Origin of the sequence: Enterovibrio litoreus, from assembly GCF_045679545.1 — a bacterium.
GTDB lineage: Bacteria > Pseudomonadota > Gammaproteobacteria > Enterobacterales > Vibrionaceae > Enterovibrio.
In genome coordinates, this window is the sequence record NZ_CP166195.1 from 619,408 (window position 1) to 637,752 (window position 18,345).

Annotated in this window: 13 protein-coding genes; 9 read left to right on the plus strand and 4 right to left on the minus strand. The window is 48.2% G+C overall.

What is annotated here, in order from left to right:
- Window positions 1-20 precede the first annotated feature (20 nt).
- Together AB8599_RS18245 and AB8599_RS18250 are read right to left on the minus strand one after the other, a co-directional pair.
- Window positions 21-872 (minus strand): carbohydrate ABC transporter permease, encoded by an 852-nt coding sequence (locus tag AB8599_RS18245; protein WP_016959834.1) that lies wholly within the window; start codon window positions 870-872, stop codon window positions 21-23.
- Window positions 872-1,738 carry a carbohydrate ABC transporter permease gene (locus tag AB8599_RS18250; RefSeq protein WP_407334428.1) on the minus strand — a complete coding sequence of 289 codons (867 nt, stop codon included), beginning with the start codon at window positions 1,736-1,738 and terminating at the stop codon, window positions 872-874. Before AB8599_RS18250 ends, AB8599_RS18245 begins: the two co-directional genes overlap by 1 nt.
- Window positions 1,739-2,009: 271 nt before the next feature.
- On the opposite strand from AB8599_RS18250, the gene AB8599_RS18255 reads away from it, so the two are divergent.
- The 8 genes from AB8599_RS18255 (at window position 2,010) to modF (ending at window position 15,717) form a co-directional block, all read left to right on the plus strand.
- Window positions 2,010-3,137, plus strand: coding sequence for an ABC transporter ATP-binding protein (locus AB8599_RS18255; protein WP_407334323.1), 1,128 nt, complete (start codon window positions 2,010-2,012; stop codon window positions 3,135-3,137).
- A gap of 132 nt (window positions 3,138-3,269) precedes the next feature.
- Window positions 3,270-4,286: a substrate-binding domain-containing protein gene (locus AB8599_RS18260; protein ID WP_407334324.1), complete on the plus strand. Its 1,017-nt coding sequence runs from the start codon at window positions 3,270-3,272 to the stop codon at window positions 4,284-4,286.
- A gap of 54 nt (window positions 4,287-4,340) precedes the next feature.
- Complete coding sequence (locus AB8599_RS18265; RefSeq protein ID WP_407334429.1) at window positions 4,341-6,488, plus strand: alpha-galactosidase; 2,148 nt, start codon at window positions 4,341-4,343, stop codon at window positions 6,486-6,488.
- A 49-nt stretch (window positions 6,489-6,537) separates the two neighbouring features.
- On the plus strand, window positions 6,538-9,657 hold the full coding sequence (locus tag AB8599_RS18270) for a beta-galactosidase (protein ID WP_407334325.1): 3,120 nt from the start codon (window positions 6,538-6,540) through the stop codon (window positions 9,655-9,657).
- Window positions 9,658-9,773: 116 nt separating this feature from the next.
- Window positions 9,774-10,037 (plus strand): glutaredoxin family protein, encoded by a 264-nt coding sequence (locus tag AB8599_RS18275; protein WP_407334326.1) that lies wholly within the window; start codon window positions 9,774-9,776, stop codon window positions 10,035-10,037.
- Window positions 10,038-10,350: 313 nt separating this feature from the next.
- The gene (locus tag AB8599_RS18280; protein WP_407334327.1) at window positions 10,351-11,199 is read left to right on the plus strand and encodes a substrate-binding periplasmic protein; all 849 of its coding nucleotides are present in this window, start codon (window positions 10,351-10,353) and stop codon (window positions 11,197-11,199) included.
- Window positions 11,199-13,277 (plus strand): EAL domain-containing protein, encoded by a 2,079-nt coding sequence (locus AB8599_RS18285; RefSeq protein ID WP_407334328.1) that lies wholly within the window; start codon window positions 11,199-11,201, stop codon window positions 13,275-13,277. The genes AB8599_RS18280 and AB8599_RS18285 overlap by 1 nt, the downstream gene beginning before the upstream one ends.
- Window positions 13,278-14,262: 985 nt before the next feature.
- Entirely contained in the window at window positions 14,263-15,717 is a 1,455-nt protein-coding gene (modF, locus tag AB8599_RS18290; protein WP_407334430.1) for a molybdate ABC transporter ATP-binding protein ModF, read from the plus strand.
- Between the two features lie 18 nt (window positions 15,718-15,735).
- Here modF and AB8599_RS18295 read toward each other — a convergent pair whose 3' ends face one another.
- Window positions 15,736-16,206 (minus strand): hypothetical protein, encoded by a 471-nt coding sequence (locus tag AB8599_RS18295; protein WP_407334329.1) that lies wholly within the window; start codon window positions 16,204-16,206, stop codon window positions 15,736-15,738.
- Window positions 16,207-17,002: 796 nt separating this feature from the next.
- Here AB8599_RS18295 and yghU point away from each other — a divergent pair.
- Window positions 17,003-17,863, plus strand: coding sequence for a glutathione-dependent disulfide-bond oxidoreductase (gene yghU / locus AB8599_RS18300; protein ID WP_407334330.1), 861 nt, complete (start codon window positions 17,003-17,005; stop codon window positions 17,861-17,863).
- A 117-nt stretch (window positions 17,864-17,980) separates the two neighbouring features.
- Here yghU and AB8599_RS18305 read toward each other — a convergent pair whose 3' ends face one another.
- Window positions 17,981-18,247, minus strand: coding sequence for a hypothetical protein (locus AB8599_RS18305; protein ID WP_017003914.1), 267 nt, complete (start codon window positions 18,245-18,247; stop codon window positions 17,981-17,983).
- Window positions 18,248-18,345: the final 98 nt, after the last annotated feature.

Below are 18,345 nucleotides of genomic sequence, written 5' to 3' on the forward strand. Positions count from 1 at the left end.
TTATTGTCGTCAAACCGAGATCAGCCTTTTGTCGCACCCAGCGTTAACCCGGCAATAAAATGTCGCTGCATGGTGAAGAACAAAGCCACAGGAGGAAGTGCAGCAATGACCGCCCCCGCTGACATGTATTGCCACGATGCGAGCCACTGTCCTTGCAATGCATTTAGCCCTGCAGTAACCGGGCGAACCTCATCGCTTTGCACCAGCACTAACGCCCAGAAAAAGTCGTTCCATATAAAGGTAAAGACCAAAACGGACAAAGCAGCCAGTGCGGGTCTCACCAAAGGGAGAACCACATACCAAAAAATGCGCCATTCACTCACCCCTTCAACACGTGCCGCTTCAATGAGCGCATCAGGAATGCCGACGATGAAATTGCGCATAAATAGGGTGCAAAACCCTGCTTGAAAGGCGACATGGAAAAATATCAGCGCCCAATGCGTGTCATACAAGCCGAGGTCAATAGTCAGGTCTCGCACAGGGATCATCAGAATTTGGAAGGGAACAAAGTTACCGCCAATGAACAGGGCAAACAGCCACACATTGGCGCGAAACTTATACTTGGCTAACGCAAAACCGGCCAAGGTGGAAAGTGCTACCGCCCCCGCCACCGCTGGAATGCTGATCAGCAAGCTATTGAGCAGGTAGCGCCCCATTGGGGTGGCGATAAAGACTTGAGTATAATTTTCAACCAGTTGCAGCTCATCGGGCATACCCCAATAGTTGCCAGCGTTAATGTCGGCAATCGATCGCACTGAGGTCATCAACACGGCGGCAAGTGGGATCAACCACAAGCAAACCGCGACATACAAAGCGATACGATACGTAACGTTAGCAACCGCGCCACGATTCTCTATCGGTCTTGGAAACATTAGCGCTCTCCTTTCAACATGCGCCACAAAAACCAGGCGATATAAACAAGCATGATCAGGAACAGCACGACAGCAACCGCAGCGCCGTAGCCCATACGGTAGTTAAAAATAGATTCTTCATACATAAGGTATGCAAGAACCGTGGAACTGCCCCAAGGACCGCCCGCAGTCATGGTTGCCACCAAATCGAACGAGCGCAGTGCGCCAATCACAGTGACGACAACGGCAATAAAGGTTGCTGGTTTCAGCTGTGGCACCACCACGTACCACAGCATCCGCCAGCCTTTTGCGCCATCTAGTCGTGCTGCTTCTAACTGTTCGGGATCGAGATTGTTGAGGCCCGTGAGATACAAAATCATGCAATACGCGATTTGCGGCCATAGCCCTGCGGCGATAATGCCGTAGGTCACCAGATCTTCATCAGCCAAGATGGAAACAGGATCAAAGCCCAGTGCCACCATCATCTGTGTCAGCAAACCAAAAGAAGGGTCATAGAACCACGCGAACACCAAGCCAACGACCACTTGCGAAATCACGAACGGAAAGAAAAACAGCGCTTTGATGAGCCGAATACCCGTCACTTTCTGATTCAAAAAAAGCGCGATCAGTAAGCCAATTGGCGGGGCAAGCATGAACAGAATCATCCAAAGAAAATTGTTATACAACGCGGTGTAAAACGCTTCCGAATCGAATAATTCAGCGTAATTCCCCCACCCTACCCACGTTTTTTCGCCCAAACCATCCCATTCGAAAAAGCTCAACCAAACGCTTTGAACGATCGGGTACAACACATACAAAGAAAAAATGAGGATGGCAGGAGCGAGAAACAACCAAGGTGCCGCGATAAGCCGGCTCCGCTTAGGCATTGTAGAGCGAGATGCAGTAGAGGAAAGCCCTGTCATAGTACGTCCTGTCCTGTTGATCCCTTAATGAGAAGAAGGGAGAGAAGCACTGAAACACACCAAAAATCTGTTGCCGGAATGTAACAGTGTTGTTGTATTTAAATTTAATCTAGTTGAAAAAATATCCCATGTAAACGTTTCCATTGCACAAAAAAAGCACTATTTTAATTTAAGGGTGACGTGAACAACGAAATCCAAATTCATCAAAAGCAACTCGTAGCATAGGACTTGCAGCATGGCAGACATCACACTTAGAAACGTGACTAAACGCTTCGGAAAGGTAGAAACAATTCACGGCATTGATCTAGATATCTCGGGCGGGGAATTTGTGGTTTTTGTTGGGCCATCCGGCTGCGGCAAGTCAACGCTTCTGCGTTTGATCGCCGGATTGGAAACCATATCTGACGGAAAGATCTCCATTAACGGCGTTGAAGTCAACGATGTTGATCCTGCCGATCGCGGCGTCGCCATGGTGTTTCAATCCTATGCTCTGTATCCACACATGACAGTGCGCGAGAATATGGGCTTTGGCTTGAAAATGAATGGCGTCTCTCAAGACGTAATTGCTAAACAAGTGAATCGCGCCGCTAAAACCTTGCAACTCGACCCTTTGCTTGATCGCAAACCAAAAGCTTTGTCCGGCGGTCAGCGTCAACGCGTGGCTATTGGTCGTGCCATTGTGCGTGATCCTAAAGTGTTTTTGTTTGATGAACCCCTTTCCAACCTCGACGCCGAATTGCGCGTGGAGATGCGACTGCAAATTGCCAAGCTCCATCAAGAGCTCAAAAACACCATGGTGTACGTCACTCACGATCAAGTCGAAGCCATGACGCTCGCCGACAAAATCGTGGTACTGAGAGACGGCAACATCGAACAAGTTGGCTCACCGCTAGCGCTTTACCACAACCCCGCTAACCTGTTTGTCGCTGGGTTTATTGGCTCACCAAGAATGAACTTTGTATCGGGTACGGTTTCGGTCACTAATGGTTCCGAGGCGACCATCACCATGCCTGACGGCCAATCATTAACGGTGCCAGTGGCGAAACCTGTCAACGAAGGTGAAGCCGTCACTGTGGGGATCCGCCCCGAGCATATTCAGATTGGCAAAGGCCCAGGGTTCAACTTTGAATTTCACAGTGAAGTGGTTGAGCGACTCGGCAATAGCACCTATTTGTTTGGTCAATATAGCGGCGTAGATAGCTTCAAAGTGCACATTCCAGGCGACAATGCAGTTAAAGCGTTCCAAACTGTGGCCTTGCATTGCTCACCTGACGACATTCATCTGTTTGACAGCAACGAACAAGCATTAACGTTTCGTGAACCCACGGTCACCAACAGCGCCAACCTGCAATCTGACGCTTAGCGTCGGATGCCAAAAGGATGATCAATCTCATGTATAGCCGATGAATAGTGGGGGAAGCGATGAAGCCCTTAATCCATGTCATGGCGTTAACTGGCATACATTTTCAAGAAAGACCAACAAAGGGAACAGCCTATGGCAACCATTAAAGATGTCGCCAAACATGCAGGTGTTTCGGTTGCTACGGTATCACGGGTGCTCAATAGTTCCCCCCAAACGCGACCCGATACCGTTTCGTTAGTGAAGCAGGCCATGGCGACATTGGGTTATCGTCCTAATGCTGCGGCGCGCACACTAGTGAGTAAAAAAAGCCTCACCATTGGTGTGGTGGTGGCGGATGTGTCCGACCCCTTTTTCGGCACACTGGTAAAGCAAGTCGATACCATTGCGCATCAACGGGGCCATCAATTGCTGATTGGCAACGGCTATCACGATGCAGAGCGAGAAAAGCAGGCCATTGAATCGCTGATCCAAAACCAAGTGGGTGCCCTGATCGTGCACAGCAAAGCACTGGACGACGACACCCTGCGCGCATACGCAGCCGAACTGCCCGCCATGGTATTTATTAATCGACTGATTGAAGGGTTAGAGGATCAGTGCGTGTATCTTGATAACTATCGAGGTGCGTTTTTAGCGACTGAACACTTAATCCAGCTTGGGCATTCTCGCATTGCTTACATCGGTTCTGATCATTGCATTGAAGATACACAGCAACGAGAGCGAGGTTATCGCGACGCATTAATCGCGCACGATTTGGGTAAGCACAGTGGCAGTGACACCACACAAGGTTGGATGGCTTTCGCCCCGCCTAACGAACAAGGTGGCGAAACAGCCATAAAAGCCTTGCTCTCGCACAATGAACATATCAGCGCCGTGTTTTGCTATAACGATGGCATGGCCGTAGGTGTGATCACGGCATTAATAGACAGAGGCTTCCAGATACCAGAAGACGTCTCTGTGATTGGATTTGATGACAGCCTTGTTGCTCGATATTTGCACCCTAAACTTTCCACCGTACGCTATCCCATTGCTGAAATGGCCACAGAAGCGGCTGAAATTGCCATTGCACGGCTACTCAACAGTGAAGCGCCAACACGCAACGGTAGTTACCAACCTGTATTGATAAAGCGTGATTCTGTCAAACATAAGTAATGAGATGCGATGGCGCAAACAACGAAAACTGCGCAAGTTCAAGGAATGACAAACATGGTGACAACCCCGACTTCATCATCAAATAAAGCGCCAACGGAGCGTTTCTTGCATTTACAGTCTGTTAAAAACAGTCTGATTGTGCAGCTGGATCCCGCCCCCGCTATTGTCTACTGGGGCAAAAAATTTAGCCGTGAACAACCGCTTTCCGCCGCCTTGTTTGACGCCCCCGTTGGACAAGCCCGTTTAGACTGCCATATCCCGCTTGCGCTTTGTCCCGAGCAAGGACGCGGTGATTTCGGCAGCCCGGGGATTGAAGGCCACAGAAACGGTCAAGATTGGGCGCCCGTATTTACGTTAATTTCCATCACCCAAAGCTTGTCTTCCGCACGTTTCACCCTTTCCGATCCTCGTGCTGCGCTCGACATCGTGATTGAGCTCGCCTTGGATGAAGCGAGCGATGTATTGACACTTAAACAGCGATTAATCAACACGGGCAGCACCGATTACACCGTTAACCGTTTTGCCTTGACCTTGCCATTGGCTGAGACCTTTTCCGAGCTCATCACCTTTCATGGGCGCTGGTCACATGAATTTCAAATGCAGAGAACGCGACTCGAACACAGTGGCTTTATTCAAGAGAACCGCCGTGGTCGCACGTCACACGAGTCCTTCCCCGGGCTGATTGCCCTGCACCCAAACAGCAATGACCTAAGCGGCGACGTCATAGGAATGCACTTGGGCTGGAGCGGAAACCATCGCCTTCAGGCACAAGTAAAAAGCGATGGACGACGCTACTTCCAAGCCGAAGCCTTGTTAGCGGCGGGGGAAGTGATTTTGCCACCGGGTGAAGCCTTTGATACACCCACCTTGTATGCCGTTTTCTCCGCAAGCGGCCTCAACGGCATGATGCAGCGTTTTCACCAATACGTGCGCTCCTCGCTGCTGCAATTCTCGCCATCTAGCACTCGCCCAGTGCATTTCAACACATGGGAAGGCATGTATTTTGACCACCAGCCACAGCGCATCATGGCCATGGCTGATGCGGTGGCACGATTAGGCGTAGAACGCTTTATCCTTGATGATGGCTGGTTTACCCATCGTGATGATGACAAGCGCGCCCTTGGCGATTGGCAGGTGGACAAGCGTAAATACCCTAACGGCCTCAAACCCTTAGTCGAGCATATTAACCAGCTCGGCATGACGTTTGGGTTGTGGGTAGAACCCGAAATGGTCAGTAAGGATTCTGAGCTGTTCCGCGCGCATCCCGATTGGATGCTGGGGTTAGACTCGCTCGGCTATCAGCAGCCTTCAGGTCGCTATCAATTTGTGCTCGATCTACAAAATCCTGATGCCTTTAGTTACTTGCTAAATGCGTTGGATGCCTTACTCACCGAGTACAACATTGCCTACCTCAAGTGGGACATGAACCGCGAGCTTGTTCAAGCTGGCCATCAGCTGCATCCCGCTTATCACAGGCAGACGCTGGCGCTTTATACACTGATCGATGCATTGCGAGCACGCCATCCCTACGTCGAAATTGAATCTTGCGCCTCTGGCGGTGGACGCATTGACTACGAAGTGCTCAAACGCACTCATCGTTTTTGGACATCCGACTGCAACGACGCTTTAGAACGACAGTGGATCCAACATGGCATGCAGTTGTTCTTCCCGCCAGAAGTGATGGGCAGCCACATTGGCCCGCGCCAAAGTCACACCACCCGCCGTTGCCACGATATGTCACTTCGCGGCATTACCGCTTTGTTCGGTCACATGGGCGCAGAGCTTGACCCCGTGGGGCTGGAAGACAACGAACTACGCGCCTTTGCCCGTTATATTGGGTTGCACAAACAATACCGCCCGCTCTTGCATCACGGCAAATGCTTCAACCTGCCATCACACGACCCGAACACCCACATTTATGGGGTATTCGATGACTCCGTCACCCTGGTCGCTGTCGCCCAACTTGCCATGCCACAATATGCCCTTGGCGGACAATTGCGGCTTCCAGTGTTGTGCGCCAATAAGCGCTACCGCGTCGAGGTGCTTGATTCTCCAGCGGCGTTTTCCCTCACCATGAAGCACAAGCCCGTCTGGATGGATAAGCCATTGACGATTCACGGTGATCAGCTGATCCAAATTGGACTAAGCTTGCCAGTAATGGACCCGGAAAGTGCCATGCTATTGTCCTTCACCCTCGTGTGAATATCTCCGAACCTTCGCCTGACTGGTCATCAACAAAGAGAAATGCAGTATGAGCCGATATACAGAGTTGATACGTCATCGTCACTGGGAAAACCCGTCAATCACTCACCTGAATCGGTTGCCGGCCCATTGCCCCATGGCTTCCTATCCCAGCGTAGAGGCCGCCCTAGACGACCAAGACAATCCCATCCCCGTTTCTCGTAACCGAATATCACTTAACGGAACATGGAAATTCGCGCTGTTTGATATGCCTGAATCGGTGCCGTCACTGTCCGTTAGCCGCGAATTTGACGACACAGAATGGCGAGACATGCCCGTGCCATCGAATTGGCAACTTCAAGGCACGGAAGACATTCCGATTTATACCAACGTGCAATATCCCTTCCCCCCTCATCCGCCCAAGGTACCCGAGCACAATCCGACTGGGGTCTATCGCACCCACTTTACGTTGTCGGAATCATGGCTGAAATCTCAGGTTATCGTGTGTTTTGAAGGTGTCAGCGCGGCTTTTTATTTATGGTGCAACGGCCATTTTGTGGGTTACAGCCAAGACAGCCGTTTGCCTGCTGAATTCGATTTAGGCCCACACGCAAACTCTGGGGAAAACCAGCTTACCGCTGTGGTGCTGCGTTGGAGTGATGGCAGTTATCTTGAAGACCAAGACATGTGGTGGCTGAGTGGTATTTTCCGCGACGTGACTCTGCGAATAAAACCTTTTGACCAGATCCTCGATTTTGATGTAAAGACCCGTCTCGACCCCACCCATCAAATCGGCACATTATCCGTCACCACCACCTTGCGCGGCGTACACGATCGTGTCGCCATTCAACTGTTTGATGAAGGCGTGGATATTTCAGGCCCTGTGACAGCGCGCTGCGGGGAGCGGCCCATGGATGAACGAGGCAGTTGGTCGAATCGTGTTGAACATCAAATCACCATTTCTTGCCCTCGGTTATGGAGCGATGAAGACCCCCACCTGTATAGGCTGGTTGTCACCTTGCTGGACGAAGACGACAAAGCCGTTGACATTGAAGCGTGTAACCTTGGTTTTCGTCAGGTTGAAATCCTCAATGGGCAGCTCATCATCAATGGTCAACCTGCGCTGATTCGTGGGGTAAACCGTCATGAGTTTCATCCTGAGCATGGCTACGTACAACGCGTTGAAGACATCGAAAACGACATCAAACTCATCAAGCAATTCAACTTCAACGCCGTTCGTACTTCGCACTACCCCAATCACCCCGCTTTTTATCAACTGTGTGATAAATATGGTTTGTACGTGGTCGACGAAGCCAACATCGAAACACACGGTTTAGTGCCCATGTGCCAGTTGTCCGACAATACCGAATGGCTTAGTGCTTACATGGAGCGCATGACTCGCATGGTCGAGCGCGACAAAAATCACCCCTGCATCATCATCTGGTCATTGGGCAATGAATCCGGCATTGGCACCAATCACCATGCCATGTACCAATGGGTGAAGCACCGCGATCCTAGCCGTCCCGTGCAATATGAAGGTGGCGGCGCGAATACACAGGCCACCGATATTCTTTGCCCTATGTATGCGCGCGTCGAACAAGATCAAGACCAAATCACCCTTCCCAAATGGGCTTTACCGAAATGGATCGGATTGCCAAACGAAGAGCGCCCGCTGATCTTGTGCGAATACGCCCATGCCATGGGCAACAGCTTAGGCAGTTTCGGTAAATATTGGGACGCCTTCCGGCGCTATCCCCGCTTACAAGGCGGCTTCATCTGGGATTGGGTCGATCAAGGGCTTTCACGGAAAGATGATCAAGGCAAATTTTGTAAGAATGATCAAGGACAGCCGAATTGGCTTTACGGCGGCGATTTTGGCGACACACCAAACGACAGGCAGTTTTGTATCAATGGCTTAATGTTCCCAGACAGAACACCGCATCCTGCAGCCTTTGAAGCCAAATACCATCAGCAGCGTTTTCGCTACACACTCATCAGCGCATCGCCCCTGAGCATTGCTGTGCATCATGAATACCTGTTTCATCCTCCGGAAACCCTGACGCTTCGCTGGTCATTGCAAGAAAATGGCAAGCAAATCGCTTTCGGAGAAGAAGCCCTTCATCTCCACATCGGCGAACATAGCCAGCACACCCTGCTAGATCAGGTGCCTGATGCCAAACCAGGCAAGGAGTATTTTCTCAACCTCGACGTGCTACTTGCCAACAGCGAGCTGTGGGCAGAAAAAGGCTTAATGATAGGCTGGGGTCAACTGGCGCTACCTGTTAACTCAAGCCTTCCACTGCCCGATATCAGCCCAGACAGGTTACCGGACGTTCACGAAGAAGAAGACCACTGGACCATTCGCGGTGAACATTTTGAACTCGGGTTTGACAAACAAAGCGGTCATTTAGTGCAGTGGCTGATTGATGGTGAAGAGCAACTTCTGGATGCACCGAAAGACAATTTCATTCGTCCTCCTATCGACAATGATATCGGTGCGAGCGAAGCCGATAACCCTGACCCCAATGCTTGGCGCAATAAGTGGCAAGATGCCGGGCTATTTTCGCTACGTCATGAAAACCTGTTTAACACCGTTGATGTATTAAGCGATCAGATTCAGATCCGCTCTCATCATGGCTATTTCTCTGGCGACACTATGGTGATCACCACCCTGTGGCGCTATGAAGTGAATGTGTCAGGGGAAATATTACTGACCGTTGATGTGAACGTCGCACCGGGTATGCCCGCGCTGCCTCGCGTTGGTTTAGAGCTGGCGTTACCGCTTACCGATTCCGTGGCATGGTTCGGTCGAGGCCCCTTTGAGAATTACCCCGACCGTCAATCCGCCGCCATGGTTAGCCGATACCTCGCCCACATTGATGACATGCATACACCGTATATTTTCCCAACGGAAAACGGGCTACGCTGCGATGTACGCCAAATGGATATCGACAATCTGCGGATTCTCGGCTTGTTCCATTTTTCGATCAGCCGTTACAGCCAAGAAAATCTCACGGCGGCTAACCACCAAGAAGAGTTGGTGAAAGACGATCATTTGTATTTGCGCATAGATGGCCATCACATGGGCGTCGGCGGGGACGATTCTTGGAGCCCAAGCGTGCACCCAGAATACTTGCTCAATGCGCTGCATTATCGCTATTCACTGACGCTCACCATGAAACAGGAATAGCGATGGCAAAGGCGTGAATATAAAATGCTCGATAACAGGTCTTTTAATCAGCACAATGCTCAACGGCTCCATTGATAGGTAGCCAATTTACACAAAAAAAACAATAAGGATAAAGAATGCCAAATCTAAGTGCTCATAGCCTCTATCATCGTACCCACTGCCCTTACTGCCTAAAAGTGCGCGCGGCACTGAAGCTGATGAACCTTGATGTTGAATTGGTTGACGTAAGTGCAAACCGCGACGCATACGATGCGCTCGTGTCAGAAGGTGGTCGTAGCATGGTGCCTTGCCTGCGCATTGCCCATGATGACGGTTCAGTTGAATGGATGTATGAGTCCGACGACATCATTGATTATTTCAGAGAAAACTTTTCAAAATAGCCTAAAAACAGTCGGGGTTATGAGGTTTTCATAACCCCGATGTCTCACACTCTTTAGTCATCTGCTTCAACTAAATCTTGCCCCCAAACTCACTATGTCACATCAGCACTGAAAGAAGTTTCAACTTTAAGGGCCGCGGCCTACCGACTTCTATCGCGACGTAAATTAAGTGCCCTGAAGTACCACATATAAGACAACCCTGTCCCTTCATGAACCTTACTATTGGTTTGCATGAAAATTTGAAGAGCAAAATAACGCGCAAGCCAATCAGAGATATTGCTCATTCACTAACAGGGACTGACAAGCAACTTATATGAAAATTTTTCTCTCAATGACCACTATTTTCTTTTCAATGTTAGTAAAAGCAGAGACTCAACCCCTTCGCGTTGTATCTGAGATACTTCCGCCTTTTCAAATGATTAATGTGAACGGTGAATTCAAAGGAAAGGCTGTCGATATGGTTAACGCCATATTGAATGAGGCAGGGCATGACGATATTGAGATAGAAGTCATGCCATGGGCACGCGCCTACAAAAAAGCACAAAGAGAACCCAATGTTGCCATTTTCTCTCTCGCATACTCCCAAAAGCGCGCAGAACTTTTCAACTGGATTGGCCCCTTATATGGGCTGGAGCGCTCTTCGTTAATTGGATTGAAAAGCCGCGCTGAACTCGATGTTCCAACCCTAGAAGAAGCCAAAAAATTTCGCGTCTGCTCTGAGCTTGAAACCCACTCCTATCAGTACCTAAAAAGCTTGGGTTATGAGCCAAATAAGAATTTGCTGTCTGTCAGAAGCGTGCTTGCTTTCTATCACACCAACAATGGCGGCATCGCCAGGCCTGCACAAAACCTCACCCTGCTTAACGCCAAAAAGTGTGACTACGTAACAGGACTTTGGTCGATTTATGCTTACAGCGAAAATGCCAATCACAATCTCAAACCGTATTTTTACCTCGGTCAGCCGGATAAACCGTTGCTGCTCAATCTGGCTTTAAGCCTACATTCCGATCCCGCCATGCTCGATGGCTTGAAAAAAGCTTACAACACCTTGAAAGACAGCGGTGAGCTTTACCGAATCTGCATGGGTGACGACCGAGAAAAACTCTACGAACGTTCTTGTAAAACACTATTGCCAACAAAAACAATAACGGCGGTGCACTAATGCAAAAAAGATCGAATGCTCGCACACCCCTGATTAGACGGTTTGTTGCATCCGTGATGTTGGTCAGCATGATTGGGGGAACTCTGTTAAGCGTGATCATCGCGTCAGTCCAACTTAATCAGCTTAATGACCAGAAAGAAGAAACCGCGCGTTTACGGCTAGAAAATGTACTAGAAAGTGCCGCTTATGCCGCGTTTAACCTTGATTCTGCACAAGCCTATTCCCTATTGAAAGGCTTTGAAAATGACCCGCTTTTTCAAGAGATCACCCTGTTAGATAACTACGAAGATACCATCGCTTCAATTGCGCAGCCCACCCATTCTGCAGAACGTGAGGCAACATGGACCAATGTTTTGTTACCCGCACAGCCTAATACAGCGTTGATATATCCCTTAATGTTTCATGTTCACCGCAACAACGAATATATCAAAGAGCAAGTGGGCTACTTGGTGGCCAATATTAACTTTGAAACCTCTCAGGCCGAATTTCTTCAATTGATGTGGACGATCGGACTCTCAACCTTGGGCGAGGTGTTATTAGTTGCCATTATATTGACCATATTTTTTCACAAACACATTGGTAGGCCGCTTTCTAATATCATTGAATCCATTGATAAAAGTGCTCGTGTTGGTCGCAAAAAGAACACGACTATCGAGAAAGTAAAAGGCCATGATACAGATGAATTCGGTCGCTTGGTGGACGCTTATAACAACTCCGTCATGCAAGCAACGAGCTACATGATGGATCTGGAAACCGCGAAATCCGAATTGAAATCGTTGTCGGAAATTGACCCTCTGACTAACGTATCAAACCGACGCGCACTTATTGCGGAACTTAACATGCGATGCGAACAAGAATCGCCGTTTGCTATCGTGACGCTCGATATCGATGATTTTGGCAGTTATAACGATGCCTACGGCCATCAGACTGGCGATGCCCTCCTTGTCACTCTTGCCAATGCGCTCACAGAGCATTTGCCAGAAGGCACTCCCATTAGCCGCTCTGGCGGAGACGAGTTTGTCTTTATTTTACCCAACAAAAAGCACCAAGACGTGGTGTTAAAGCTCTTATCACCGCTGCTTAACATTGTACTCAGCGAGGAGTTACCTGGCGGCACGCACAGTATTTCTTGCTCATTAGGGGTCGCATTCTTTCCGACTGATGGCCAAACCCCACAAAAGCTTTCTCATGCCACTGACGTTGCGCTTTATGTGGCCAAAGATGCAGGTCGAAAGTGTATTCGCTTTTATGATAAGCAATCCGACCTTGCCAGAACACAACGAGAAGAAGTGCGAAGGGCACTGCAGAAAACCATAGAAAACAAAGCATTCACCCTGCTCTACCAACCCAAGGTCAACATGAAAACAGGCAGTGTCACCGGCTGTGAGGCGCTGCTTCGATTGAACCATAGCATTGACACAACACACTCCCACGTTGAGATCATCGAAGAGGCGGAACGCAACGGTTTAATTGTGGCGCTAGGAAGAGAAGTGATGCATCGCGCGTTTTCTGATATGAGCAAAGTTCTCGATAAGCTGCCAGAAGGCTTTCGGTTCAGCGTCAATGTTTCCCCAAAACAGCTGATTTCAGAGGGCTTCATTGTTGACCTTCTCGCCACGTCAGAAAAATACGGCGTCCCACTTCGGTATCTGGATATTGAAATTACTGAGTCGACCCAAATGTTCGATACTGCTTCAAGCAGCCAAACCCGCCAATGGCTTAAGAACGCCGGTGTCACGGTGACACTAGACGACTTTGGTACTGGGTTCGCCTCGCTCGAATACTTGCTAACCTATGGGTTTGACCAAATCAAAATCGACAAGCACTTCACTAAAGCATTGCCGATTGATGAAGACGCCAAAGCGATTTTCAATGTCGTGCAGTACCTTGCTGATAGGCTCAACATGGCCGTCGTTGCGGAAGGCGTTGAAACGCCCGATCAAGTGGCCTATTTGCTTAAACACGGTTTTGACTGTGCGCAAGGCTACTTCTATTCCACCCCCCTTCCCGTTCGTGAGCTGTTGCTGTTTATTGTCAAACGTCAGCTTTCCAGCCAAATATGTGTTGATATGACCTAAAATCGGCTTGCTTGCCCGCAGCAAGCCGTTAATCATTAAAAATCATTAAGATAGTTAACATCTTCCCTTTTAATTATTAAGGGAGAAACGCCCTACTATCAGAAAAAGTATTAAATATTCCGACAGTCATGTTTCACTATATAAACACTATCACTAGGTTGAGATAAATATCGCTTTTAAAAGTTCGCGAATTGAATAAAGATTAACCCATAGCAACAAAACATGAACCACAAAGAAAAACGCTGGCGGAGAAATTGTCGTAACAGCTAACTGTATATGTTGTACCGGTATTCTGTATTTTGTAGTAACAGTTAATCGGGTTTGTTGTTGCAGTTATCTGTATTATTTTTTCGCTGGCAACCCTTTACGTAAAGCGCGCACAGCTCGTGCCTTTACTGGCGATGACATCGCCCTTCATGCTTAAAGGAATTAACCATGAAAAGTAACATCAAATTTTCGTCTACTTGCTCCATGCAAAAATAATCGCTGACGTTGATACCAAATCAACATCCGTGATTGAACATCAATGATTAATTAGCAAAAAAGCGCGACGCGACGAAACAAGTAATGAATTGGCACATTCCATTCATTACCAAAAAGAATTTACTGACATCATGTTGTACCTTGATGACATTTTGGTAAATCCACAGGGAAGTCCTTTGCAACAAGCAAAACTTTTAATGCACTTTGCATTTAGGACAGGCAAGGGTTTTTATATGCGAACTCTATCTTGCCTGTCCTTTTATTTTTTCCTTTTATTTTTCTCGCCCACCCCTTTCTAAACCTCTCTCACTTTATTAACGCAACAAACCCACCACAAACAGGCCATTTTGCAGCACGACTAAAAATCGCTATGATTGCCCGAGGAAGCGCAATACACACCTTTGATATGCAGTCGCCGTCATTGCTCAACACCAAAGTCCATCAGGCAGCAAATAGGCAATTACCGCTATCAACGCTGGAACAACAAGGATGCTCTATCGCCATGGAAATCAGGTTTAAACAGGTTCACGCACAGAGTCTAACATCGACATTGAACATCGGCAGTTGGGTGATTGACGCTCTGCAATCCTGGGCCGTTTTCAGCACAGAGGGCGACATTGGCTCACTGCTCGGCAGCTTACTTTGTGACGAATTGCCTTTTTCCGGCACGCTAGAAAAAGGGGCAGGCAACATCGCCCAAGTTTCGTTGGTCGCGCAGCAGCGCTTGCTGGATGACGAGATCGCCCACGACGATACTGATTTCCTAGACCGCATCGACACAGGCACCACAGTGTACGATCTGATCTACGCCAACAGCCTGAATAATAAAGTGCTGACGCAGCAACTGATCGACGATTTGGATCTCAACCATCTTGCAGACAGCGGCTTTCGGGTATTGTCGACCGGAGAAACCCGACGCGTGATGCTGGCGCGTGCACTGGCAACCCAACCTGATTTTCTGATATTGGATAATCCTTTCAGCGGCCTAGATGTGGCCCATCGCGCGGCATTAGCACACTACCTCACAACCCTGTCCCAAACCGTGCCAATGATGGTGACATTTTCACGCGAAGAAGACATGCCAGAATGGGTCGACCACATTGCCCTGTTCAACCACGGCAAGCTAGAAGGCCTAATGGACAAGAACGCGTGGAACACTCACCCGGTGATCACGCAAATCAAGGCCCAATCGAAAGAACAAAGCGATGACATGATGACGTTGATTCGCCGTCATCAGCACAATTCTCCCTTTGAGAACCCCATCTTTGAACTCAAACACGGGCACGTGGAATACACCGCAAAAACCATTTTTACCGAGGTGAATTGGCGCATCGATAAAGGCCAACATTGGCAAGTGAAAGGCCCGAATGGTTGTGGTAAAAGTACCCTGCTCGGCATGATCTTTGGTGATCACCCGCAGTGCTACAGCAATGACATTCACATTTTCGGTAAGCAGCGTGGTTCTGGCGAAACCATCTGGGAAATCAAAAAGCACATCGGCATGGTGTCGTCAGCCTTGCACCTGCAATATCGGGTTAATTGCAGCGCGTTAGAGGTGATTATTTCGGGTTTCTATGATTCTATCGGCCTGTACAACCAACCCACACGCAAAGAGCGAGAGCTTGCCAAAGAATGGCTGGATATCCTCCATATGGGCCAGTACGTCAAAACTCCATTTCGCCAATTGGAATACGGGCAACAACGCTTGCTACTCATCGCCCGCGCCATTGTAAAACAACCCACCTTGCTGATCTTGGACGAACCCTACCAAGGCTTGGATTACCTCGGCCGCAGGCTGATGAAAAACACCTTGGAATTGATCGCCAAAGAAAACCTCAGCCAATTGCTCTATGTTTCACACTATCAAGATGACGAACTTGAAAGCATTCGCAATACGCTAACGTTTGTGTTTGATGAGGCGAGTGAGTGTTATCGGGCGGAGATTTCAGGGTGTTAATTGGCTTGATGAATAGTGCTACTCGCCCCACCAACAAAACTTGTTTTCGTAGCTTGGTGATAAGGCCGACGCGATCCAAACACCGGGACCGCAAGCATAAGTGTCACCCGCTATTCGTTCTCTGCTCATCGTTTTTACATTGTCTTGTTCGAAATCAACCAGAACATTTAAATCCCCCAGAGGGAACTTGAGAGGGATGGGGATGACAACCGCCCAAACAATAATGCCTTTATAAAATGTTTCGTCAGGATAGATCCATCGCTCTCCACCATGCGCATTTTTGGCGATCAACAAAGGCTCCCCCCATGCTTCTTTTATACCCACTTTATTGCGCTGTTCATCCTTTAAGTACGGGTATTTTTCCTTCGGGTCATTTTCGTGAAAGCGTCCATAAAACTCGTCGACCTTTTTATTTGTGTTATCCGTGATACCCACACAGCCATTCAAAAAAATCAGTCCCAAAAAGGCTAAGACTTTTGCAAAACTCAATGTATCGCTCCATATTTCGCGTTGACGACACGCCGATCTTTGTTACAAAAAAATAATAATTCGGCATATATTCAACAAGTTGAAACCTAAAGAAAGTCATTTATAGAATATCTTTCTTTCTCTTCATAGAATGCATCATCAATGGGAAACATGGCTAATGGTGTGAAATATCTAGCGTTTAAGCCTCGATTTCAATTCAGCTTGTTTTTCTTCTAGCCAGCGAAGGAGCCTTGGCATATTCATGGCAACCATACCAATGCTACACATCACCATAAGATAAACCCATGCCATCCAGCGCAAAGAATCAGGCGCGTCGGGGAGAACAATGAGAGCAATGCCCCACGCCCACTAACAAGCTTATAGTGCGAAAAAACATGACTGAACGCTCCGTGTTAGGTTGATATCACAAGCATACCGCGACATGTTTTGAATTCACTTGCAAGACCAAGATCAAACATCTTCTTCCAGCCTTGGTCGTCGGTGGTTATTCGCTAAGGGTAATGCGCGACAGTAAACACAGAATCATTGAGGTGAACGGGTTTGTTGATGGCATTTCCCGCTCGTCCAACCGTAGCGAATTTCTCTCGCTACAATACCTAGCGACCTAACGTTGTATTATCACGCTTAATTTTTGTTATTGAAGGAAAGCTAATGCTAGAGTGTGATTTGTCTGGAGATTAGAGAACTAGACCCGTACCACCTCAAAGTGCTCGTTCAACGAGAACTTCTCGGCAACCAAACCACACTTTGAGACTCGTCGGTTAACTAGCCTATCATTGATGTTTAAGGAAAAACCATGAGCGACAACCAATATACGCCGCCAAAAGTCTGGGAAAATGCACCCAGCACGGGTAACAAATTCGCAAACATCAACAGCCCTGTATCAGGCGCACGATTTGAGCGAGAATTACCTGTTGGTAATCATGCCTTTCAGCTCTACTCGCTTGGCACCCCAAATGGCCAAAAGGTCACCATCATGTTCGAAGAGCTATTAGCACTTGGGATTACAGAAGCCGAATATGACGCATTCTTGATCAACATTGGAGATTCAGACCAGTTCTCGTCTGGATTTGTCGGAGTGAACCCGAACTCAAAAATCCCTGCGTTGGTTGATAAATCCGGTGATGAACCCGTCAATGTGTTTGAGTCCGCGTCGATTCTGGTGCATTTGGCAGAAAAATTTGGTCAATTCTTACCAGCAAGTGGCGCAGCAAGAACCCAAACCTTTAACTGGTTGTTCTGGGCACAAGGGTCAGCGCCATTCTTAGGGGGTGGTTTTGGTCACTTTTATGCGTACGCCGATGAAAAGCAAGAATACCCCATCAATCGATTTGCGATGGAAGCAAAGCGCCAGTTAGATGTTCTCGACAAGCAACTTGCCAACAACACCTACATTTCTGGTGAAGAATATACGATTGCAGACATGGCGATTTGGCCTTGGTATGGCAGTCTAGTGCTAGGCCGGTTATATGATGCCGCTGAGTTCCTACAAGTACACACGTATAGCAATGTGGTTCGTTGGGCAAAGCAGTTAGATGCCCGTGAAGGTGTACAGCGTGGCCGTGTGGTCAATCGTTCGTTTGGTGAAGCGTGGGAACAAGTCCCAGAACGTCATTCAGCGGAAGATATTGATAATGTTCTGAAATTACGCCCGTAGTGTTGACGTGATTTGAATGTGAAAAGCGCATCTTGATGATGCGCTTTTTTGTGATCCAACACTTAAATGACAAATAGAACCCTTACCTCAACGCCACGATCTTGGATTTGCCAGCGCCTAAAGTTTAATGTCCAACTTGTTTCGCACATATGTTGGGATTGCCAGTTGCTCATCAAGGTCATTGAACGCCGCTTGCTTAGGCATGGATTCGACGATTGTCGCTAGTTCTTCGAAACTGATGCCAACGACTCTGCATGCTGTCATTAGGCCATTTATGAAGCACTTTTTCTCACGCTTTTTTCGATCCTCACTGGTGGGAATGGAAGCGTAAGCTTCACACTCTTTTGATAACAGCGTTAACAACTCCATTTTTTGCGAAACCATACTTTTCTCTGATGATTAATAGGTGTTCGACTCATTATCAAACAATATAAACATCAATGCCAAGATATTGATCTAGTTAAAGATATTGGGAATGAAAA